Here is a 21,646-nt window from a genome sequence, read left to right as displayed (position 1 = left end):
AAGGGATGAGGATCCTTCAGGTTAACCAGTTCTGTGGCCACCTGGGAGGGACTGAAGTCTATGTCCGCTCAATATCGAATGAACTGATCGAAAGAGGGCACCATGTTGCGCTCCTCTGCGAGGAGTCCGGGAATTCCGGGGAGAACCGGCAATACGCCGTTCATCGAATTCCTGGTATTTCGCTGTGGTCATTTCAGAGAAAAGACGAAGTTATTGCTGAGGTGGCAAGAGTTGTGGAGGGCGAAAATCCGGATCTGATAAACATACACAACCTCCATAATAGTTGGGTGACAGAACAGCTTCTGAGGATGCGCCCGACGGTCAGGTATCTCCATGACCACAGGCTCTTCTGCCCCAGGGGCAAGTACTACCTCAGTGGTTCAATCTGCGGACGTCCTTTTGGAATAAGATGCCTTCTCAACAGTTATGTGCCACTTATGTGTTACGGGTATTTCACCAGGAAGCCGTGGCGTGTGTGGCGGGACTACCGCTCGTTTCATCGAACTCTAAGGGCCAACATTAGGCTGGATAAACTGATGGTTGCCAGCAGGTACATGAAGGAGTGTCTCGTGCAGAACGGATTCAACGAGAAGATGGTGGATGTCCTTCCATACTTCACAGACCCGCCAGTGGAGACAGGATCGGTCGGTGACAGTATCCTTTATGTGGGGAGGCTGCTCCCTGAAAAAGGTTTGCACATCCTGCTGGATTCGCTTTCCCTGCTGCCGGGCCATGTGAAACTGGTTGTCGTAGGGAATGGGTCGCAGCAATATGAGAGCCTACTTGATCGGCGGGTGTCCAGGCTTGGGTTGGCCTCCAGGGTCCATTTTGCAGGTCAGGTGAGACACGGGGAACTGAAGACGTTCTATGAGGCTTGCAGGTTGGTCGCCGTCCCGTCCCTCTGGCCCGAGCCTTTTGGCATTGTAGGCATAGAGGCGCTTTCTCATGGTCGCCCGGTAGTTGCATTCGACTCTGGAGGAATAAGTGACTGGCTGGTTGACGGTGAGGTCGGTTTCCTTGTGCCCAGAGGAGATGTGAAGGCTCTGGCCGCGCGCATACAGCAACTCCTGGAATCCCCGGAGACGGTGGAATCAATGGGCAAAAGAGGGAGATCTATAGTCGCCGAAAGGTTCGGCAGAGGAGTCCATGTAGAGAAGCTCTTGAAGCTTTACGAGAAGACATGCGAGTAGGCATAGACTATAAGTCCGCACTTCCGATAAGAGTCGGCATAGGACGGTACACGCGCAATCTGGTAAAAAGCCTTGCTGAACTGGACCGGGAGAACAAGTATCTCCTTTTCTGCTTCTTGTTCAAAGATTATGCGAAGAAGCTTGCAATGGCATCATTTCCCGCAGCATCCAATTTCAAGGTGATGAGTGCTCCGATACCCGTCAAGGTCACCAGGTTCTGGGCAAACCGTCTCAATATTCCAATCGAGTGGCTCATTGGCAGCTTTGACGTGGTCCATTTTCCAGAGCCTTACCCTTTCAGATCGAAAAGCGCCAGAACAATTGTCACCGTACACGACATTGGTTTTGCGCTATGGCCTGAAATGTTCACCAAAGAGATGCGAGCGCTTTTGGAAAAACAGATGAGATGTGTGGTTGAGAAAGTCGATTCCATAATAGCTGTTTCAAGAACTACCCGCAGTGATCTGCTTGAAGTATATGGTTTTGACAAAGAGAGGATACATATTATTGAGCATGGAGTGGAGGAAAGCTTCAGACCGATTACCGATTCTGGGTCTCTTGAAGCGCTGCGCCGGAGATACAAGTTACCGGAGAAGTTCGTCCTATGTGTGGGTACTCTTGAGCCGAGAAAGAACCACGTAAGATTGATCCAGGCATTCCAACTCATGTGTGAGAGGCATACCGATAAATACAGGTTGGTAGTGTGCGGAAAGAAAGGCTGGATGTACGATGAGATTTTCGCCCTGGCGGAGACCTCTAGATCAAAAGAAACAGTCATGTTCACGGGATACGTTCCCGATGAGGAGATGCCATACCTGTACAATCTGGCAAGCGTTGTTGCCTATCCTTCTCTTTACGAAGGCTTTGGCCTTCCGGTCGTCGAAGCAATGGCCTGCGGGAAGCCTGTTCTCACCTCGAACAGGGGCGCAATGGCGGACGTTGCGGGGGACAGTGCGCTTCTTGTCAATCCAGAGGATGTAAACGACATGGCAGAGGGATTGTACAGGCTAATTTCTGATGACGAGTTGAGAGAGAGACTGAAACTGGCCGGACGGAAAAGAGCATCCACCTTTACCTGGGAGAAAGCTGCGAGGGCTACCCTGGATGTGTATGACAGAGTTGTCAGAAACTGAGGATAGGTTTTTCAAAGAAGATCTGAGGCATGTATGATAATTGGGATTGATGCAAGGTCCCTGATTGGGAAGCGGGCGGGGGTTGGCAGATACCTGCACAACCTGTTAGAGAACCTCTCCGGAATTGACGAGGAGAACCAATACATCCTGTACCTTCATGAGGAGGCGGGTTGGGTTGCTGGCCGGCCCAATTTCAGCGAAAAGAAGATAAACCTCCCGTTCCTCGAGAACTACTTCACCTGGCTCCATCTGAGACTGCCCCCTGAATTGCTCACCCACAGGGTTGATGTCTTCCACTTTCCATTCTACACGATGCCCCTGGTGGTCAATCACAGGTCCGTTGTCACTATACACGATATTACGTTTGGCCTTCATCCGGAATGGTTTTCTCTCAAGGGGAAAATAGCGCAAATTCCATTTTGCAGATTTGCCGCCAGACACGCGGACAGGATAATTGCCTGTTCAAAGACGACGAAGAATGATATTCTGCGAATGTACAGGGTCTCAGAGGAGAAAATCGAAGTGATCTACGAAGCTGCCGATCCAATGTTCAGGGTGATGTCGAAGAGAGATGCTCTGGAGCGGGCAAGGTCCGAATGTGGGATCAAAGATAGATTCTTCCTTTATGTAGGGGTGATACATCTGAGGAGGAATGTCGAGAGGTTGTTGAAGGCCTTCAAGTTATTCTCGGCGAAAAGTCCCGACTACCAGCTTGTTCTTATCGGAAAAGTGGAGTGGCCATACCTTGATGTGAAGAAGCTAATAGAGGAGCTCGGCCTCGATGGTCGCGTCATCCATCTGGGCTATGTCGAGGACAGCATGCTTCCTCTAATCTACAATAGTGCAGAATGTTTTGTCTACCCTTCTTTGTACGAGGGCTTCGGGCTTCCTGTGCTTGAGGCAATGGCCTGCGGAACTCCCGTGATAACCTCAGACAACTCATCGCTATCAGAACTCTTCGCAGACGCTGTTTTTCTGATAGACCCTTACAGTGTTGAACAGATGGGCCAGGCTATGAGTCTGCTGGTTGAAGACACAGGATTGAGGGACGAGCTCATTTCGAAGGGGTTAGAAAAGGTGAAGGAGTTCTCCTGGAGAAAGACGGCCGAAAAGACGTTGCAAGTCTACAAGGAGGTCGCGGAAGGCTGAGCTTTCTGTCTCTTTTGAAGTTCTCGACAACGCTGGGAGAAGTCCGGACAAGAGAAGGAGCCATCAGGCATTGAGAGACACTGACGTTTCGGCAGTTGTGGTGAACTGGAATGGGGCTGACGACATCTGTTCCTGCCTCGACTCTATAAGGATGCAGAGCTATCATCATATAGGGACGGTGGTAGTTGACAATGGCTCCACAGATGGTTCAGTGCAGATGATCAAGGAAAGATACAAAGACCTCATCCTGATCGAGAATGATGGAAATCTCGGATATTGCAGAGCGCTCAACCAGGGTATAGATGCTCTGGAATGCGAGTTTGTCCTGTGTCTCAACACAGACATAAGGCTTGAAGCGGACTACGTTGAAAAGGCAGTAACAACAATGGGCGACTTCCCGCGGGGCGGCATGCTGTCAGGGAAGATTCTGCGGTTTGACGGGAAGACACTCGATTCGGCCGGCCAGTTTATTGGAAGAGACCGAAGGCCAAGAGAAAGGGGATATGGCGGAAGGGATAGGGGGCAGTACGATGCAAGGGAGTTTGTCTTTTCTGTGTGCGGTGCAGTAGCCTTCTACAGAAGGAAGATGCTTGACCAGGTGGCACTCGATGGGCAATACTTCGATGAAGACTATTTCGCCTTTTACGAAGATCTGGATCTGGGGTGGCGTGCGCAGCTTCTGGGCTGGAGCTGTATATATGAGCCTGGGGCCGTTGCCTATCACCAGAGGGGAGCGACTGCTCCCGCGGGGAGGAGAGTTTTCTCCGTGCTTAGCGCAAAGCAGTTCGCGAGAAGGTCTACCGCGACCAGGTACCATATAATCAAGAACAGATACATGACAATGATCAAGAATGACTCGCCGGAGAGCCTTCTGGCAGACATGCTCTTCATCATGCCCTTTGAAGCTCTGCTGTGGTGTTACACTGCTCTCAGCTCTCCCATGCTCATGTTGAGGCTTCCAGGGATGGCAAGGGAGATTTTTGCCTCGCTTCACAAGAGGAGGTTGGTCCAATCCAAAAGAACTGTTGGCTACGACATGATTAGAAAGGGGATCATCTGATGAAACCCCAGGTGCTTCACCTACTCTCGTTTCTCGTCTCCGCAGGTCTAGCACTCATGTTTACTCCCATCATGCGGGTTCTCGCGAGGAAGAGCGGAGTGGTGGACGTGCCTGACGGGCTGAAAAGGCACAAAAAACCTACTCCCTACCTTGGAGGGGTAGCAATCTATTTGGCGTTTATGCTTGGCCTGGTCTGTGTGATGGTCATCCGAAGGTCGGTAGAGAGCAAACTCCTGGGATTGATTGTGGGAGGCACGATAGTATGTGGACTGGGCGTTCTCGATGATTACAGGAGGCTTTCTGTGTGGACGAAGCTGTTTGGCCAGCTTGTTGCAGCGGTCGTGCTGGTCATATCGGGCCTGAGGCTAGAGATAGTCTACCTCTCGTTTCCCTTGAACGTAGCCTTAAGCATCCTGTGGATAGTGGGAATAACAAATGCACTCAACCTGATAGACATAATGGATGGCCTGGCAGCCAGTGTTGCCTTCGTTGCCTCTGCCACCTTCTTCTTCATAGCTGTTCCCACTGGCGACCTCCTGACCGCTGTTGTCTCTGCTGCCCTGGCAGGGGCCTGCATCGGATTTGTGGGATACAACTGGCATCCAGCGTCAATCTTTATGGGGGATGCAGGCTCACTCTTCCTGGGTTTTATGCTTGCCGGCGTTTCAATATCGACAAGTTACACAGCCACGAACAACATTGCTTTGCTCAGTCCGCTTCTGATACTGGCAATTCCCATATATGACACTTTCTACGTATCCATATTGAGAATGGCAAAAAGGAAAAGCCCGTTCAGGGGTTCGCGCGACCATTTTGCGCTCCGTCTCAAAGCCATTGGTCTTAGAGACCAGCATGTGGTTGTGATTGTGTGCCTCATTTCACTCGTTCTTTGCGAGGCCTCATACATTGCGACGACTGTAAGTCTTTTTGGAGCAATCTTCACGTACATAGTGACTGCTTTCATCTTCGTAATGACTGGAAGGCTTTTGAGCAAGGTCGAACCATAAGTGGTGAGCAAGGTCGAACTATGAATGGTGAAGAATTCGGAGTTGTAATCCTGGGCGGAGGCATGACAGGACTTTCGGCAGCTTACAGGCTGGAACAGGAAGGCGTGGACTATTGTCTGTTTGAATCAGAGGAAAGAGTGGGTGGTTTGTGCAGGTCTGAGAAGGCGGATGGTTTCACGTTTGATTATGCCGGTCATCTCTTGCATTTTCTTAACGCAGAAACTGAGAAGTTTGTGAAGGAAGTGGTGGAAGAAGTCCTGGTGGCACATAACAGAAGGGCATGGGTTTACTCAAATGGTGCCTACACCAGATATCCTTTTCAGCGAAATCTTCATGGTCTTCCGGATAGCATCATCAAGGAGTGCGTCCTGGCTTATGTAGAGGCAGACATAGACAGGGGGAAGGAACATAAAGGGGATTTCCAATCCTGGGCTATCTCCACATTCGGAGATGGGATTGCCAGGCACTTCATGATCCCTTACAACAGGAAGATGTGGGTGACAGAGCCTGATAGGCTCACCTGCGACTGGATGGGGAGGTTTGTGCCTGACACGAATCCAGTGGATATCATAAGCGGTGCCTTCTCTCCCAGCACTGAGGAAGTGGGATACAATGTGCAGTTCTTCTATCCGCAAAAGGGCGGAATTGAGGTGGTCGTAAACTCAATCGCCTCAAAGCTTACCAGACTGACATGTAAGAAGAAGGTGGTGAAAATTGATCTAGAGACAAAGTATGTCGATTTCGAGGATGGAAGTTCGTGTTCATACAAGGGTTTGATCAGCACCATACCTCTTCCCGAACTGACTTCTTGCCTCAGTGCAGCTCCGCGCTCTATGAAGGGATCTTGCGCCAGGCTTATTCACACGTCCGTACTGGATGTGAATATAGGTTTCAGTGTTGCAGATTTGACAGACAAACATTGGGTGTACGTTCCAGAACCAGAGATTCCGTTTTACCGGATAGGATTTCCCCACAACTTTTCACCGTTGCTCGTTCCGCAGGGAAAGACATCGGCATACGCCGAGATCTCTTATAGGGGGAGCCACCGATGGAATGAAGAGACTCTCGTTTCTCTAGTTCTCTCCGGGATGAACAAGATGGGGTTTGCCGTATCAGAGTCGGATGTTGAGGTTGTTAAGATTATGGACATAAAGTATGCATATGTGATATATGATTCTAATCGGGAGAAAAGCCTCGAGGCTATCAACGAATACCTGGAGGCTAACGGAATAAGGACTGCCGGGAGGTTTGGTGCCTGGTCATATCTCTCAATGGAAGACTCCATAAGGGATGGGATCAAGGCGGCAGAAAGCTTCATCCATTGAGGAGTGGTCATGTACAAAGGCAAAAGCGTTGGAGTGGTGGTTCCAGCCTACAATGAGGAAACGCAGATAGGCAAGGTCCTGTCTGGAATGCCGGAGATTGTCGATTACATCGTGGTTGTTGATGATGCAAGCACGGACGGGACAGCCTTGATTGTGGAAGACTTCAAGAAAAAGGGTGGAGAGAGAATAGTCTTGCTCAGACATTCGCAAAATCGCGGAGTGGGTGGAGCGATAGTGACGGGGTACGAGTGGACGAGGGCTCACGGGATAGACGTGAGTGTAGTTATGGCAGGACATGCGCAGATGAATCCCGGGGACCTTCCTCACCTGTTGGAGCCGATTGTTAATGGGGAAGCCGACTACGTGAAGGGAAACAGGTTGTTCACAGGAGAAGCATGGAAAGAAATTCCAAAAATAAGATATCTTGGCAACTCTGTCTTATCCCTTCTCACAAAAATTGCTTCCGGCTACTGGCATGTGGCCGACTTTCAGTGCGGGTATACTTCAATATCTCTCGTCGCGCTGAAGAGAATGAACTTTGATGGAGTATACAAGCGATACGGATTCCCAAATGACCTGCTGGTGGTGTTGAACGTTTACAATTGCCGAGTCAAGGATGTACCTGTCAAACCTGTGTACAACGTCGGGGAATCATCCGGTATAAGGCTGTGGAAAGTCGTGCCCAGGCTTTCTCTTTTGCTCACCAGGAGATTCTTCTGGAGGATGAAGGAGAAGTATGTCATAAGGGATTTCCACCCCCTTGTCTTCTTCTATCTCACCGGGATGGTACTCTATCCTGCTGGAGTTCTTTTTGGACTTTATCTTCTGGTGTATAGAATTCTGAAAGGTCCGGTCGCACCGACCAGTGCTCTTTTTTCCACTTTGCTCATAATTTCAGGATTACAGTTCTTGTTTTTTGCCATGTGGTTTGACATGGACTACAACAAGAGGTTGAAATGAAAGACAAACCTGCGATTGAGGGTGGGAGGCCCGTAAAGGATGAGTTTCTGGTCTATGGGAGTCCTTGCTTTGGAGATGAAGAGATTGACGAGGTTGCTGATACCTTGCGATCCGGCTGGGTAGGCTTGGGCCCGAAGACCAAGAAGTTTGAGAGTGAGTTTGCAGAATATACAGGAAGTCGGCACGCCATAGGTCTCAACTCGTGCACGGCCGGCCTGTTTCTCTCCCTCAAGGCTGCTGGGGTGGGAGAAGGTGACGAGGTTATCACTTCACCCATGACGTTCTGTTCAACTGCAAATGTCATTGAGCACTGCGGTGCCAGACCTGTGTTTGTGGATATAGATAGAGAAACGCTCAACATGGATTCCTTCAAGCTGGAGGAAGCGATCGGGGAAAAGACAAAAGCAGTGATTCCTGTGCACATGGCTGGGCGGCCCTGCGAGATGGACTCGATACTTCAAATTGCAGAAGAGAATGGCCTTTTTGTCATAAACGATGCAGCCCACGCAATAGAGACAAGGTATAAGAGTAAGAGCGTTGGAAGCCTGGGTGATTCTTCAGCATTCTCTTTCTATGCTACGAAGACTCTGGCAATTGGCGAGGGTGGTATGCTCACCACAAACAATGATGATTGGGCAGAAAGGATACGTATCTTAAGACTCCATGGGATCAGCAAAGACGCATGGAAGAGATATACCGCCGGAGGCTATTCAAGGTATGAGACTGTCGAACCAGGTTACAAATTCAACATGTGGGATGTGCAGGCAGCCATAGGCATCCACCAGCTGAGGAGACTCGAGGAGAATCTGGCTAAGAGGGCGCGGCTGTTCAAGAAGTACGATGATGCCTTCAAAAATCTGGAACAGTTAACAGTCCTGGACGCAGGAGACAAAGAGGGGATGCGGCACGCAAGGTGCATCTACATTGTGCTTCTGCAGCTTGAATCTCTGAAGATAGACAGGGACAGGTTTGCGGAGGCTCTGGAAGCAGAAAACATTGGAACGGGAGTCCATTTCACGTCTCTGCACACGCACTCATATTATAGAGAAAAATACAACTTCGCCCCGGAGCAATTTTCTGAAGCCCAATTCGTTTCTGAAAGGACCGTTTCACTTCCCCTCTCAGCGAAAATCACGGATGAGGAGTCTGACCGTGTCGTTGAGGCGGTTGAGAAGATTGTTCGCTACTACGCCAGGGAAGATTGATGAAGGTCTGCATGCTCACAACATCCTTCCCCAGATGGCCGGGTGACCTGTCGGGCAATTTCATAGAATCACTTTGTACATGTCTGGCCAAACGAGGCGTCGGAATTGAAGTGGTGGCCCCTGGGCACAGGGAAGCTCAAGGATATGAAACCAGACCCGGCATATCCATAAGCAGATTCAAATATGCTATTCCGGCGAGGCTTCAGGTCGTTGCCTATGACGGAGGGATCCCCTACAAACTGAGAACCAGCAATCTGGCCAGACTTGAGTTAGTTCAGTTCATGGTCTCCATGTTGAGAGCTGCATTGGCAGTCGCATCCAGGTGCGACATCGTCCACGCCCACTGGATACCGACCGGTGTTGTTGCTTCACTCGTGTCAAGGAGGTTAGATATTCCCATGGTCCTCACCGTACATGGAAGCGATGGAAAATTGCTGGAGGGCGGAGCCGTGAAGAGGATTGGATCGAGGTTTTCCCTAACCTCTGCCGATCGGATAATAACAGTGAGTGATGCTCTCAAGGCTCATGTCCTGGAGTTCGAACCAAAGGTGGATACCGCCGTCAGAACTATCCACAACGGTGTTGAGCTGAGCGATTTTCCATTTGTGCGGAAAGCCTCAAACACACGGAGGCTTCTGTGGGTGGGAAGGATGACCGAAGAGAAAGGAGTAGACTACCTTATTCATGCGATGAAGAAGGTGGTATCAGCCTATCCGGACGCCAGCCTGCGCTTGGTGGGAGATGGACCTTTGAGAAGCGACCTGGAGACTCTCACCAATGAGCTGGACCTCCGAGAGCGTGTGGAATTTGCTGGAGAAAGCCCACACTCGGAACTTTCTGAGATGTATGCATGGTGTGACCTGGTGGTGATGCCGTCTCTTTCTGAAGGCCTTCCGACGGTGTTGCCCGAGGCGATGGCCACGGGAAGACCTGTTGTTGCGTCCAGAGTGGGAGGGATTCCTGAATTGCTCAAGCATGGGGAGACGGGATATCTTGTCTCTCCCGAACGCGTGGATGAACTGGCCGGTAGCATCATTGAATTGCTGGGGAAGCCGGACCTGATGGAGAAGATGGGTGCGGCCTCCCACGAACTTGTTGAGTCCACTCACTCCTGGGGTGCAATTGCATCGGATACGCACTCAGTTTATTTGAGTCTCGGTAAAGAACGATGAAGAAGCTGACCATTCTATTTGGTGGATTTGTGAACATCTCGGCAAACAAAGGCGACGGCGTACACGCGCTTGAGCTGACCAGAAACCTGAGAGGACTGGGGTGCAAGGTCATAGTAGTGGTACACTCCAGCAAAAGAACGGTTGAGCCAGATTTCTACAATACCGGCGCCTACGCAGGCGCCAGGACAATGCTGTTGCGCCTGGCTCTCTTCTGCTTCTCTGCCTTGAGGGCGAGGGTACGTGTCACGTTTATGAGTTCGCAGTGCGACGTCCTGTACATGAGAGATTATCTTTTTTGCATGCTCGGACTGGGGCCCAAGATGCTCTTTTCCAAGAAGATGGTGTGGGAGGTGAACGGAATCGCAAGCCAGGAAAGAGCACAGAAGCCGCACCCGTTCAACGTGTTTCTTCTGCCTGTCATTCGGATGTTGGAGGCTTTGGCAATGGCGGGGGCAGACAGGATCGTCGCGGTCTCTAAAGGTGTGATGGATGTTCTGCTCAAGCGGGGCTGCCCTCGTTCAAAGATTGTCTTGATTGAGAATGGTGTAAATACAGATATGTTCAGCAGCAACATAGAAGAGTCTGACATTGAGAGCGAGAAGAAGAGGTTAGGTGTCTTTCATCTTAATGTGCCAGTGCTCTGCTATGTAGGAGCCGTACGGCCCTGGCAGGGGCTGGACATTCTGATTGATGCTGCGCCCCTCATAAGTGACGAGCTGGGAGAGATCAAAGTACTGATTGTGGGAGGGGGTGAAGGGCTTTCAGACTTGAAAGAGGCTGCAAAGAAGAGAGGTCTGTTTGCTGTGTTTGGTTTCCCCGGTACAGTGCCGTACACCGGCGTACCGCTATTGATAGCAGTATCGGATGTGTGCCTGGCACCGTTTGTCAGTGATCGCCTCACGCATACCAGGGCTCGAGTTCATAGAAGAAAAGAAACTGGGTATCCTGGTAACACCCGAGGATCCCGTAGAATTGGCAAAAGCGGCGGTTCATCTTTTGAAAGCTCCTGAGAAGACGAAAGAGATGGCCCTCAGGGGTCAGGCGTATGTGAGAGAAAATTGCAGTTGGTCCGCCGTCGCCCGGCGGGTAATGAACCTCTGTGAGGAAGTACGAAGTACGAATTTCGAGGTACGAAAGAAAACCCTGGTGACCCCGTGTATCTCGCTTTGCGAGAAACGGGGCAGGCACGTATAAACTTTTGCCGACTTGACGGTCTGAGGTGGAGAGAGTAAACTAGCCATAGGCGGATGGAGCAGCGAATGACTACAGGGGGTAGGCCGTGTTGAGAGCCGAAGACGTCATGAGAAGAATGCAGGTCAGCATAGCCAGAATAAGACAGTACGGCGTCAAGAGGATAGGTCTGTTCGGCTCCTTTGACAGGAAGGACGAGGCGCCCGAAAGTGACATAGACATTCTCGTCGAATTCGAGCCGGGGAAAAAGACATTTGATAACTACATGGATTTGAAATTCTTTTTGGAGGACCTATTCGAGCGTGAGGTCGATCTGGTCATAGCCGAGGCTGTAAAGGCAGAACTGAGAGAACATATCCTTGGGAGCGTGAGATATGCCTCGGGACTATAGGGCCTACCTTAGAGATATCCTCGAAGCAATCCGAAAGATAGAAAAGTATAGGAAAGGCCTTTCCTACGACGATTTTGTGAAAGACGAGCTGGTGCAAGATGCTATCGTGAGGAACCTTGAACTTTTGGGGGAAGCTTCGGAAAACATTCCTGAGGATGTCAGAAAGAAGAGCCCGGATGTGGAGTGGCGGAAGCTTGCAGGTCTGAGAGATATATTGATACATGCCTACTTTGGGATTGATACAGTTGTGGTTTGGGATGTTGTCGAGAAAAAGATTCCAGAGTTGAAAGAGAAGATATCCGACCTTCTCTCACAAATGCCCGGGCGCTAGCGCGAATCAGACTAAACGACCTATTCCTATGACTCGAACAACAGGCTTCTGAGCGCCGGTGGCGTCAGCTTTGGATATGATTCAAATGGGAATCAAATCTCGAAGGTAGAGGGTTCGGATACCGCCTTCTTTGTGTACGACAAAAGGAACAGGTGGACGATCGTAGACTTTCCCGGCGATACTCTGGCGAACAGCTTTGCCTACAACGCTCTTGACCAGAGGATGAAAAAGGTGGATAGTGACGGCGTCGTGAATTTCATCTATGATGGTGCGGGCGTCTTAATGGAAACAAACCAGTCAGGGCAGATTCTTGGAGCGTATACAAATGGCCTGACAGGTACCATTTCAAAGAGGAATGCATCACAAGCACGAGCAAAGGGAAAGAGGGGGGGAATGTCAACTGTCATAGTGTCAAGTCATGGATCCGGAGCCTGTGCTGAGGGAATCCGAAGGGAGTATTCGGAGGGCACCGAGCCTAGATCCGCTAGATCCCTTCTACGGGGAAGAATGATTCAGGAGAAACTGTATAGGATCGAATAGGAGTACATATGGAGTCAGACAGTCCGATGTTAACATCTTTGCCGATTGAATTGTATTATGCGCTTATAATATTCTTGTATGGTTCTCTCGCAGTGTTCCTTAGTGCAGGGAGTATAAGCGCCGAGAGTATCATACGATGGTTTCAGGGGCCTCACGCATGTTATCCCATCATTTTTCGGATCGCCGCCAGGCACACCGTGGTCGTGGCCTGCTCTTTGGGGCTCGCGCTTGTTAATATTCTAGCTTATTTCTTCATAAACAGGCGATGCAAGAGACGCGTAAACGGCAATGGTCGTATAGTCCATATGCGATTGATCGTAATTCAGTTACTTGTTATCTGCCCCGTGATTTGGTGGTTAGTTTTTTCTTGGTGTAGCGCCTTTCTATAGGAAGATAGGCCTCGGGAAGATCGTGCAGACTATGCCAGAGCAATTAGCTGTGCTGTTATCACCGTTTTAAATGTGAGGCAGATTTGAAGTCAGGAAGAAGAAGGGTGTTTCTGAGTTCAGCAATGCTCTACGTGCTAGTCATTGTTGTAATTAGTTTCGGATTATGGCTCTCGTCGAGTGCTTCTTTTGTCCAAAGGAGGATAGTGCTTCGGTTGACATTCTCGGAGCGTCAGCTATGGACCTTCGGGCCACCGCCAGTCGTATTCTCGCCCCTGAAGATACAGTTTAGTTTCCTTGGTCTCCTCACAGCGACAAATGTCTTTCTTTTTGTCCTTGTGAGCAGACAATACAGAGGCAACTCCGACGAGGATTTCAGCCTTGCCCATCTTTCAGTAGTTGCCATTGAACTGCTAATGATGTGTTTCTTCGTTTTGGGCTATGTTCTATGTCTGTTGATGTCGTTTGCGGGTTTGAGAATCTAACCATCTAGACGTTTGCTCCGTGCTTGACATTTTGACAGTACGTCTGAGTATACTGGCACTTGGCGGAAAGTGGCATGACCATCGGAGCCATCGTCGATTCACTGGGTGACACAACACTCGTGGTTCATGGGGATGGTGGTGTAAGGTTAGTAGACTAGGGCAAGGAGAAAGCGAATGAACTTAACAAGAGTACTAACAATATCATTCGTTGCTGCACTGCTCGTGTGCATTAGTATTGTTGGGTTTATCAATGTGAGGAGACCTAGGTTAATCAGTCTAAAATCCAATATGTTTGAGGTGCAGTCAGCAGTCGAGGGCTTCAGGATGTGGACCGGGGGGTATTGCCCCGCTGACATTAACACCACGGTCAAGGAAGCTCTCGATGACTTGGGGGACACTTCCGACAACGAATACTCAATTGCTGGGGCGAAGGGAATCAATTCTGTTAGAGGAACTGAGATAGGGTCCACGGGACCTGCGCTGCTGGTCTCTTTCAGAAACCCGTTCTCTCGGCGAACAGAGGCGCTCACTATGTCGTTGACTGATCCTCCTACTTGGTCTTCTCGGGTCTCGGGGACCGTTTTCTATGCCCCTAAGGGAATCAAAGGCAAGACGGCTACCGGATACAGGATTTACGGTGCCGGGAAAGATGGGTTGCTTGGTCTGGTTCTATCTAGTGAAGAGTAGCTTGCAGTTACGATCGGTCAAGCCCCATCATTGGTCGTGAAATCCTTTGTGCATCGGGTTGCATATGGAGGAAGATCTGAAGGAGACGATGAGTTCTTGGAGCCCTTAACAAAGATTGGAAAACGAAGGGTAGGGATGCCTTACAAATTGGCACTCTTGCATCGGAGGGTGTGATGAAAAGAGTTTTGTCGGGAATAGCTATTTTGCTATTTAGCGTCGGCGGTGTTACTTCACAATGTCTCGGTCAAGAGCAGGCGATTGAGGACGGTGTGCAATGATTCCTGAGTACTTAAGGGAAGACCGATGAAGTGTACAAAAAGGCTTTTACGCTTGGCTGTAATTGCGGTGTTTGGTCTAGTAGTCATTGTGGGGGGGCTTGTGGTGTTCAGTCCTCACCTGATCCTGCGGCGGCCGGGGCTCGCCGCAAAAGACAATATGTATACCTTGAGGTTGGCAGCCAAAGATTTTTCTCGAGAAACGGGAGGAGTCTATCCGGCTAGCATCAACACGTCAGTCAAGGAGGTTCTGGGGGATTTGGGAAGGCCCTCCGACGACGAGTCCTCCATAGCGGGTGCTCGGGGGCTCGACCCCGTTAGCAGGGGCAAGGTAGGTTCAGTGGGACCTGCGTTGCTTCCGGACGCATTCAGAAATCCATACAATGACTCGAGTCCAGTCGTGGCTACCTTGGCTGTGCCTCCTCCCGTATGGACGCCGGAAAGTGCGGGGATGGTATTTTATGTTCCTTTGGGTGTAAAGGGCAAGCTGGCCACGGGGTACAAAATTTACGGCTTAGGTCGAGAAGGGTTGGTCGATTTGGTTCTATCTTCTAGCGAATAAGCGACGATAGAGATTTGCGATGATTTTCCTTCCAAGTACGTCAGCCGGATCGTGCCTGTCTCCAAGCGGAATAGAACTGTCATAGTGTCAGGGAGCGAGCCAAGATCCGAACTATCAGACTGGAGGGCTGACTGTACGCTGGGCTTGACTCGCCGTATCAACGAGGGATATGCCGTAATAGTTGCTTGGAAGTTGTGGTTGGCATCAATGAGTGGAATGACGATTGGAGAATTCGTGGAATGGTTGGGCGACACAACCCTTGTACCTAAGGGGAACACCGCCGTGAAGCTGGCGGACTGAGGAGATGTCAATGAATCGAAGAAAAGAGTTTATATTCAAGGTTGTCTTTCCAGCAGCCGTGTTCCTTGCCATCGCGGCGGGCGTCTACGAGATGCGGACTCGCCCTAGGGGTCCGAGAGTAATAGGTAACATGTATGTGCTGCAGCTAGTAGCCGAAGACTTCTCGGACAGATCCAGAGGATCCTATCCAGCTCACATTAACACGACTGTTAAGGAAGTGCTGGAAGATTTGGGGAAATCTTCTGATGATCAATCCTCAATAGCAGGCGCTAAAGGCATGGATCGCGTCAGAATGACTGACATTGGTTCTACAGGCCCTGCGATCCTTCCCAGAGGATACAGAAATCCATACGCTGAGTCCGGTGTGGCAGTGGACATGTCAGATCTGGACCCGCCAACATGGTCGCCGGATAGTAAAGGCATAGTATTCTATGTCCCTTTAGAAGTAAGGGGCAAGGTCGCGGGTCAATATAAGGTCTATGGTGCTGGGCGCAATGGGCTGCTGGATTCAGTCCTGACTTCTGAAAGATAGCCGCAGAGGACGCATTGGGGGTAAGAGGTTTTGGGAATGCATAGCGTGGTGCTAAGTACGAAGCAGGCGTGAGCTTCTGGTCTCCTCTGCTGTGGGAGATTCAATTTGCAGGCCTCGACGCCATATCGGCATTGGGGACAGGCATGGACTTTTGGACTTTTGACATCGCTTCGCTTATGCACTTGAGAACTTCGGCGCCGATTCGTTCTGTTGTGAATTTTTCAGTGAACAGCTTGTAGCCTGCTTTGGCGATATTCTGTCTGAGTGCATCATCATTCATCAGGGTGCGGATAGCATCTGCCAGAGCTTTTGGTGACCCCATTTGACACAGGAGTACATTTTGGCCTGAAGTAAAAACCTCTCTTGCGGCAGGGGAATCTCCCGTGATCAGCGGCTTGGCCATTGCTATCGCTTCAAATGCCTTATTGGGTATAACCGATTTTGCCTTTTCAGTCGTGCCAAATATCCCGAGGCAGATATCCGCCTCCGCGATTAGATCGGGCAGAGTTCCATACGGTAGGCCGTCCTGAAATCTTATGTTGTCGGCCTTGAGCTGATCTGCAAGGGTACGTGCCTGGGCGAATCCAGTGGAGGCTCGCGGCCCGATAATCTTGAATTCGATCTGCTCATCCCTCAGCAGGGCCCCAGCTCGAATGATGAACTCCACACCCTGAAGCGGAATCATCGAACCATAGAAGAGTACGGTGAATTGCGAAGTCTTACCTTCACTCTTCCTTGGATAGAAAACGTCCTCATCTGTGCCCACAAAGATCCTTCTGAACTCGGTCACGGTTAGATCCAGTCTTTGTCTGAACAGGCTGATGTGCTCTTCTGTGTCGAGAAGAACAAGACTCGCAAACCGTGAAGACATATGATCTGTGATCCGACAGCAGAGAGCTAACAGTGAACCCTCTCTTATCATTCCCTTGTCATGTACATAGCTTTCGTGCAGCGAGATGAACTGGTCAAGAATGAGAGGAACCTTTCTTCTGCCGGACAGGAGTTTTCCTAAAGGAATGACCAGGTAATTAGCCCAGTCTCCCGGATAGCCGACGAGCATAGCCTCATAGATGCCAATTGAATCGTGGATGTGTTTGAGACGAAGCGCGGCCTTCGGCAGTCTGAACACAAGGGAAAGCAGACTCAAAGGCCCGAACCTTCTCTTTGGCATCAGGGTCGGCGCATGTCACTCGGCGAGATCCACCCCTACCTTTCTCAAGCCCTTGAGTATGACCCTGTTCCTGGGATAGTCAGGGTCATAGCAACCGAAGTAGCATATCCTCATCCACTCATCCTCTCAACTTTTCGTTTTCGTGTGAATACACTTCCAAGACCGGCGGCGATGCCCTTGATGCTGACCTTGAGCCACCTCCGCATGAGCAAGTAGGCAGCGAATGTACTTATGCTGAAAGAGATGACGCTTGCCCATGCCGCACCCACAATGCCGTACCGGGGAATCAGTGTCAGGTTTCCCAGTACGTTCAGAACAGCACATGCAGAGGTTAGCATTGCGAGGACTTTTGGCTTGCCCATCCCATAAAAGACGTTGCCGGCCATGTTGCCGAAAGGCTTGACCAGCCACCATATCGCCAGAATCCTCAGCACTATCGCGGCTTCAGGGAATCTGTTCGAGTAAAGGAGTGCTATTATCTGATCGGCAAAGACGACCAGAATGATCGACAGTGGAACTGTGAAGCTGAGAGCCACACCTGTCGTCTTCTCATATATTTTCTTCAGAGTCTGTTTGTCTCCCACAGAATGAGCTCGTGAAGAAGCCGGGAATGCAAGTAGTGATATTGCACCCAAGAACAGATTGACTCCATAGCTCAGGACCCAGGCAGCGTTGTATTTGGCGGCAGCAATGGCGGTGAGAAAATAGCCTATCATGATAGTGTCGATCCTCGAGTAGACGACTGTGCTCAACTCCGAGGCGCTTGAGTACTTCCCGAAGTTAACTAGTTGCAGCATCATCTTACCACTCACCTTGACCGCGAGCCTCTGCCTCGTTAGCCACGTTACGGCACCGAAAACGGCAGCCGCAAGAGTCGATGAGGAAACGAGAATGATTACGGTAAGCGCTGAGTCGAGTCTGCCGGCCATTCTCAAAGAACCGTAAAGAAGAGCCAGGACTATGAGTGCTGTCAGGTCAACGAGGAATAATCTCTTCACTGCCTGTTTGGCTTGCATCGCCTGTCTGATTATGTTGTTCAGAGAGGTCGCGAGCGCCAGGAGCGGAAGTGACCTCAGCGTGATGATAAGGCCCTCGTTCTTGAGCAGATGTGCAAGAAGCCCAGAGAGACAGACTATCAGGACTGACAGGACGATCACAAAGATGAGCTTGAGTGTCAGGGCTGAAAAGAAAACTCGCCCAAAGTCTGCGCTTTCCTCAGAGCCATACTTGATCAATGCACTACCAACCCCGGCCTCGCTCGCCAGATTGAGGAAGGCTGCGATGCTGAGAGAAATCATCAGTAGGCCATACTGCTCCTTGGGGATAAGTCTTGCACTCAGGAAAACATAGGTGAGGGTGAACAGGGAGAAGACGACCCTGTCCAGGACAGCGTATTTTCCTCTGTAGAGAAAGGATGTAGAAGACATATCTCATCTAAGCATAAAGTACAAAGTGCGAAGTACAAAGTACAAAAAACGCGTGGAAATTGTCAGCTTGACTGGGGAGATGTCCCCAATTAGAATGGAGGCGGTTCGGGAAAGAGCAGGTAACTTCTATGATACTTGGAGAAGTTCTTCTTTCGCTCATTATCTTCCTTGTCCTTTCTGCATTCGGGCTCAGATTGCTGAAATGGGCCGGGTTAGCAAAGGTCGCCAATCTCTCTTCATTTCTATTTGGGTGGGCAATTGGCCTGGGATTCACCGCCATCTTGACACTATTTCTCGGGCTGGCCAGACTCCTTTATCCCACAATTGCCTGGATTGTGTTCCTAGCCCTTCTGGGCGTCTCCTATAAAGAGGTTGTAGAGCTTCTAAAGAGCTTCTTCAACTGGATAAGGACTGTAAGGGCAAGAGAGTTTTCTTCTTTCCTGATGGTGATGGTCGCTGTTTTGGCCGGCCTGTTTAACCTGGTAAGTGCTCTATCTCCGCCTGTTTTCTATGACACCCTTACGGCGCACCTTGCTCACTCGAACTGGTCAATAATGAATCACGCCATCCAGTTCAGGCCATACAATGTTTACACTAACTACCCGCTGAATGTGGAGGCGGTTTATACCTTCTCCATGCTGCTGCTCGATGGAGACCAGATAGCTAAGCTGATAAACTTGCTTTTTGGCATAACCTCAGCACTCGTTGTCTTTTCAATTGGCAGGAGATTCGTAAACAGGAGGGCCGCTGCAATCGGCTCGACAGTGTTCTATCTTGTTCCTTCCGTGGGCATACTATCCGGAATGGCGACGCACGATCTAGGTCTTCTCCTTTTTGAAATAACGTCAATATTTGCGCTCTTCATGTGGTTCAACGAAAAAGAGAGCAAGTGGCTCTTCCTTTCTGCGGTCCTCTGCGGTTTTGCCATGGGCACCAAATATACAGGACTGTACTTTTTCGTTGCCTGCCTTCTTCTTGTGCTCCTTCGACTCGCTTTTGACAAAAGAGGTCTGGCTCTCATCTTGAAATCCGTAATCTTCTTCGGGATTTTTGCCCTTCTTGTATCATCTCCCTGGTTCATCAAGAGTCTCATCTATACCGGCAACCCTGTCTATCCCGCACTCAGTAACATATTTGGGGTGGGTGAATATCAAAAGGTGAGTATCGGTTTTACTTCTGGAAAGACTGCTCTTCATCCTGTCCATTTCCTTAGACTCCCCTGGGACATGACCTTCAGGCACAAAAACTTCGGCTCAGCCTCACAGATAGGTCCACTCTTCCTCATATTCCTGATTCCATTCCTTTTTGTGAGGAAGGTGAACAGGGATGTGAGATACTTGCTCGGCTTTGCCGCAATACTCTTCTTTTTCTGGGCCGCGACCATAATAAATACAAGATACTATCTGGCAGGAATCGCACTGCTGTCTCTGTGGATAGGGTATTGCTGCGACAGATATCTGAGGAAAAGATCCCTTGCATGGGTGATCTGGCCAGTGTTGGGGGCAAGTCTTCTTTACAACATAGTCTTTACCCTGAATCTGACAACAGACCTTTTTGATCCCGGTGCGGTCGTCTTCGGCAGAGAGACTAAGGAAGAATACCTTACCGAGCGGCTTGAGCACTATCCAGTCATGCAGTTTGCCAACGCGAGTCTTCCAGGAGACGCAAAGGTCCTTTTTGTCGGTGAGGCGAGAACATACTACATGAAGAGGAACTACGAGGCTAACTCCGCATACGATAAGACGATCATAGTGGAGATGATGAAACGGTCAGAGACTGTGGATGACCTGCTGACGCAGTTGAAGCAAGAAGGGATTACAGACATTTTGTACAATAGCACGGAGGCCTACAGGCTGAATGATATGTTCGACTATTTCAATTGGGACAATTCAGAGCAGAAGAAGCTTTTTGACCTGTTTACAGCCAAACACCTGAAGGTGCTTTTCAAACATGAGGATTCCTACCTCCTGCATATCCAATACTAAACCCTACGACTCACGCCGTGCAGTGGGCGTTCAACCCTTGAACAATTGAACCGGGCTGTGTAGAGGGCTTGGGTCGTTGAACTCTTGAACAGGGGTTGTGCGGCGTGGTTGGGCTAGTTGAACCCTTGAACAAGGTGTGTGGAGTGGTGGTGTGGTCGTTGAACAGGGCAGTGGAGTGGGTGCGGTGGTTGGAACATTTGAACCGGGTTGTGTAGAGGGCTTGGGTGGTTGAACCGGGCTGGGCGGCGTGGGTGTGTGGTGGTTGAACGGGGCTGGGGGTCTGGGCTGTGGTGGCTTGAACATTTGAACGGGGGGTGGTTGGCGGAGTGGTGGTGCGGTGATTGAACCGGGTTGGGAGGTGGGGAAGGGAAGTGTATCTAGCACAGCGAGTCTTGTTGACAATCACGGGGGAGTTTTGTATCATCCTCGGTGGTTGCTGGCGTAACTCAGAGGTAGAGTAGCTGATTTGTAATCAGCCTGTCGGGGGTTCGATTCCCTCCGCCAGCTCAGGAACTGAATGGAGGGTGTTTTTGGATTTTCGCTCCTTGATTTCCGCGTTTTGTACACGAGTTCTGAGCGAGATCCTTCGACTGCGTCGCTCGCTGCGCTCTCGACTTCGCTCAGGACGAAATATGCCTCGCCCCATCTATGATGGGTCGGACCTATTTCGTTTTCGATTTTCGTCTCTTCGTGTTTAGGGGGGCAGGTACCCGAGTGGCCAAAGGGGGCAGACTGTAAATCTGCTGGCAAAGCCTACGGAGGTTCGAATCCTTCCCTGCCCACACTAAGTGCTGTACTCTGTGCGCTGTACGCTGTAAGCTTGTGACATGGTCTTCGTGTTAGGCAACTGATAGCTAGTCACCATAAACGTCTTCTCGTTTTTCGTTCTCTATCCTTCGTTCTTTCGTTTTCGATCTTCGATTTTCGATTGTCGTCAGTAACGGTGCGGGAGTAGCTCAGACTGGTAGAGCGTCTGCCTTCCAAGCAGACGGTCGCGGGTTCGAATCCCGTCTCCCGCTTTCCCCTCCCCCCGCACAGCCCCGTTCAACCAGCCCAACCACGCCGCCCGACCCTATTCAACCACCACACACCCAGACCCCCGGCCCTGTTCAACCACCGCACCACCACTCCGCCAACCACCCCCCCGTTCAAATGTTCAAGCCACCACAGCCCAGACCCCCA

General features: G+C 50.3%; 21 protein-coding genes and 3 tRNA genes. 22 read left to right on the top strand and 2 right to left on the bottom strand.

Annotated elements, in window-relative coordinates:
• Positions 1–5: 5 nt before the first annotated feature.
• From E3J62_11905 to E3J62_11820, 18 genes are all read left to right on the top strand, one after another.
• On the top strand, positions 6–1,190 hold the full coding sequence (locus E3J62_11905) for a glycosyltransferase family 1 protein (protein TET43912.1): 1,185 nt from the start codon (positions 6–8) through the stop codon (positions 1,188–1,190).
• Complete coding sequence (locus tag E3J62_11900; protein TET43911.1) at positions 1,181–2,323, top strand: glycosyltransferase family 1 protein; 1,143 nt, start codon at positions 1,181–1,183, stop codon at positions 2,321–2,323. The genes E3J62_11905 and E3J62_11900 overlap by 10 nt, the downstream gene beginning before the upstream one ends.
• Positions 2,324–2,356: 33 nt before the next feature.
• Positions 2,357–3,472 (top strand): glycosyltransferase family 1 protein, encoded by a 1,116-nt coding sequence (locus E3J62_11895; protein ID TET43910.1) that lies wholly within the window; start codon positions 2,357–2,359, stop codon positions 3,470–3,472.
• A 70-nt stretch (positions 3,473–3,542) separates the two neighbouring features.
• Positions 3,543–4,532: a glycosyltransferase family 2 protein gene (locus E3J62_11890; GenBank protein TET43909.1), complete on the top strand. Its 990-nt coding sequence runs from the start codon at positions 3,543–3,545 to the stop codon at positions 4,530–4,532.
• Positions 4,532–5,539, top strand: a complete 1,008-nt coding sequence (locus E3J62_11885; protein TET43908.1) for an undecaprenyl/decaprenyl-phosphate alpha-N-acetylglucosaminyl 1-phosphate transferase — start codon at positions 4,532–4,534, stop codon at positions 5,537–5,539. The genes E3J62_11890 and E3J62_11885 overlap by 1 nt, the downstream gene beginning before the upstream one ends.
• Positions 5,540–5,559: 20 nt before the next feature.
• Positions 5,560–6,864: an FAD-binding protein gene (locus E3J62_11880; GenBank protein TET43907.1), complete on the top strand. Its 1,305-nt coding sequence runs from the start codon at positions 5,560–5,562 to the stop codon at positions 6,862–6,864.
• A 9-nt stretch (positions 6,865–6,873) separates the two neighbouring features.
• The gene (locus tag E3J62_11875; protein TET43906.1) at positions 6,874–7,824 is read left to right on the top strand and encodes a glycosyltransferase family 2 protein; all 951 of its coding nucleotides are present in this window, start codon (positions 6,874–6,876) and stop codon (positions 7,822–7,824) included.
• Entirely contained in the window at positions 7,821–9,029 is a 1,209-nt protein-coding gene (locus E3J62_11870) for a DegT/DnrJ/EryC1/StrS family aminotransferase (GenBank protein TET43905.1), read from the top strand. The genes E3J62_11875 and E3J62_11870 overlap by 4 nt, the downstream gene beginning before the upstream one ends.
• Positions 9,029–10,201: a glycosyltransferase family 1 protein gene (locus E3J62_11865; protein ID TET43904.1), complete on the top strand. Its 1,173-nt coding sequence runs from the start codon at positions 9,029–9,031 to the stop codon at positions 10,199–10,201. Before E3J62_11870 ends, E3J62_11865 begins: the two co-directional genes overlap by 1 nt.
• Positions 10,198–11,211 (top strand): glycosyltransferase, encoded by a 1,014-nt coding sequence (locus E3J62_11860; protein ID TET43903.1) that lies wholly within the window; start codon positions 10,198–10,200, stop codon positions 11,209–11,211. The genes E3J62_11865 and E3J62_11860 overlap by 4 nt, the downstream gene beginning before the upstream one ends.
• Entirely contained in the window at positions 11,066–11,395 is a 330-nt protein-coding gene (locus E3J62_11855; GenBank protein ID TET43902.1) for a hypothetical protein, read from the top strand. The genes E3J62_11860 and E3J62_11855 overlap by 146 nt, the downstream gene beginning before the upstream one ends.
• A gap of 106 nt (positions 11,396–11,501) precedes the next feature.
• Positions 11,502–11,783 carry a nucleotidyltransferase gene (locus E3J62_11850; protein ID TET43937.1) on the top strand — a complete coding sequence of 94 codons (282 nt, stop codon included), beginning with the start codon at positions 11,502–11,504 and terminating at the stop codon, positions 11,781–11,783.
• Positions 11,767–12,114 (top strand): DUF86 domain-containing protein, encoded by a 348-nt coding sequence (locus E3J62_11845; protein ID TET43901.1) that lies wholly within the window; start codon positions 11,767–11,769, stop codon positions 12,112–12,114. The genes E3J62_11850 and E3J62_11845 overlap by 17 nt, the downstream gene beginning before the upstream one ends.
• Before the next feature lie 132 nt (positions 12,115–12,246).
• Positions 12,247–12,654, top strand: coding sequence for a hypothetical protein (locus E3J62_11840; GenBank protein ID TET43900.1), 408 nt, complete (start codon positions 12,247–12,249; stop codon positions 12,652–12,654).
• Between the two features lie 472 nt (positions 12,655–13,126).
• Complete coding sequence (locus tag E3J62_11835) at positions 13,127–13,525, top strand: hypothetical protein (GenBank protein TET43899.1); 399 nt, start codon at positions 13,127–13,129, stop codon at positions 13,523–13,525.
• 174 nt (positions 13,526–13,699) lie between these two features.
• A complete protein-coding gene (locus E3J62_11830; GenBank protein ID TET43898.1) occupies positions 13,700–14,212 on the top strand; it encodes a hypothetical protein in 513 nt (170 codons plus the stop codon).
• A 303-nt stretch (positions 14,213–14,515) separates the two neighbouring features.
• Positions 14,516–15,049 (top strand): hypothetical protein, encoded by a 534-nt coding sequence (locus tag E3J62_11825; protein TET43897.1) that lies wholly within the window; start codon positions 14,516–14,518, stop codon positions 15,047–15,049.
• A gap of 310 nt (positions 15,050–15,359) precedes the next feature.
• Positions 15,360–15,881, top strand: a complete 522-nt coding sequence (locus E3J62_11820; GenBank protein TET43896.1) for a hypothetical protein — start codon at positions 15,360–15,362, stop codon at positions 15,879–15,881.
• Between the two features lie 100 nt (positions 15,882–15,981).
• Here E3J62_11820 and E3J62_11815 read toward each other — a convergent pair whose 3' ends face one another.
• Together E3J62_11815 and E3J62_11810 are read right to left on the bottom strand one after the other, a co-directional pair.
• The gene (locus E3J62_11815) at positions 15,982–17,052 is read right to left on the bottom strand and encodes a glycosyltransferase (protein ID TET43895.1); all 1,071 of its coding nucleotides are present in this window, start codon (positions 17,050–17,052) and stop codon (positions 15,982–15,984) included.
• 110 nt (positions 17,053–17,162) lie between these two features.
• Positions 17,163–18,479, bottom strand: a complete 1,317-nt coding sequence (locus E3J62_11810) for a flippase (GenBank protein TET43894.1) — start codon at positions 18,477–18,479, stop codon at positions 17,163–17,165.
• Between the two features lie 128 nt (positions 18,480–18,607).
• On the opposite strand from E3J62_11810, the gene E3J62_11805 reads away from it, so the two are divergent.
• The 4 genes from E3J62_11805 to E3J62_11790 all read left to right on the top strand — a co-directional run bounded on the left by E3J62_11805 (position 18,608) and on the right by E3J62_11790 (position 21,483).
• Entirely contained in the window at positions 18,608–20,464 is a 1,857-nt protein-coding gene (locus E3J62_11805; GenBank protein TET43893.1) for a phospholipid carrier-dependent glycosyltransferase, read from the top strand.
• A 435-nt stretch (positions 20,465–20,899) separates the two neighbouring features.
• Positions 20,900–20,971, top strand: a tRNA-Thr gene (locus tag E3J62_11800).
• 193 nt (positions 20,972–21,164) lie between these two features.
• A tRNA-Tyr gene (locus tag E3J62_11795) sits at positions 21,165–21,246 on the top strand.
• Positions 21,247–21,409: 163 nt separating this feature from the next.
• Positions 21,410–21,483: transfer RNA gene (locus E3J62_11790), tRNA-Gly, on the top strand.
• Positions 21,484–21,646: the final 163 nt, after the last annotated feature.

It is taken from the genome of candidate division TA06 bacterium (assembly GCA_004376575.1).
Taxonomy (GTDB): domain Bacteria; phylum Hydrothermota; class DG-26; order E44-bin18; family E44-bin18; genus E44-bin18.
This window is presented reverse-complemented; position numbering and strand designations above follow the sequence as displayed.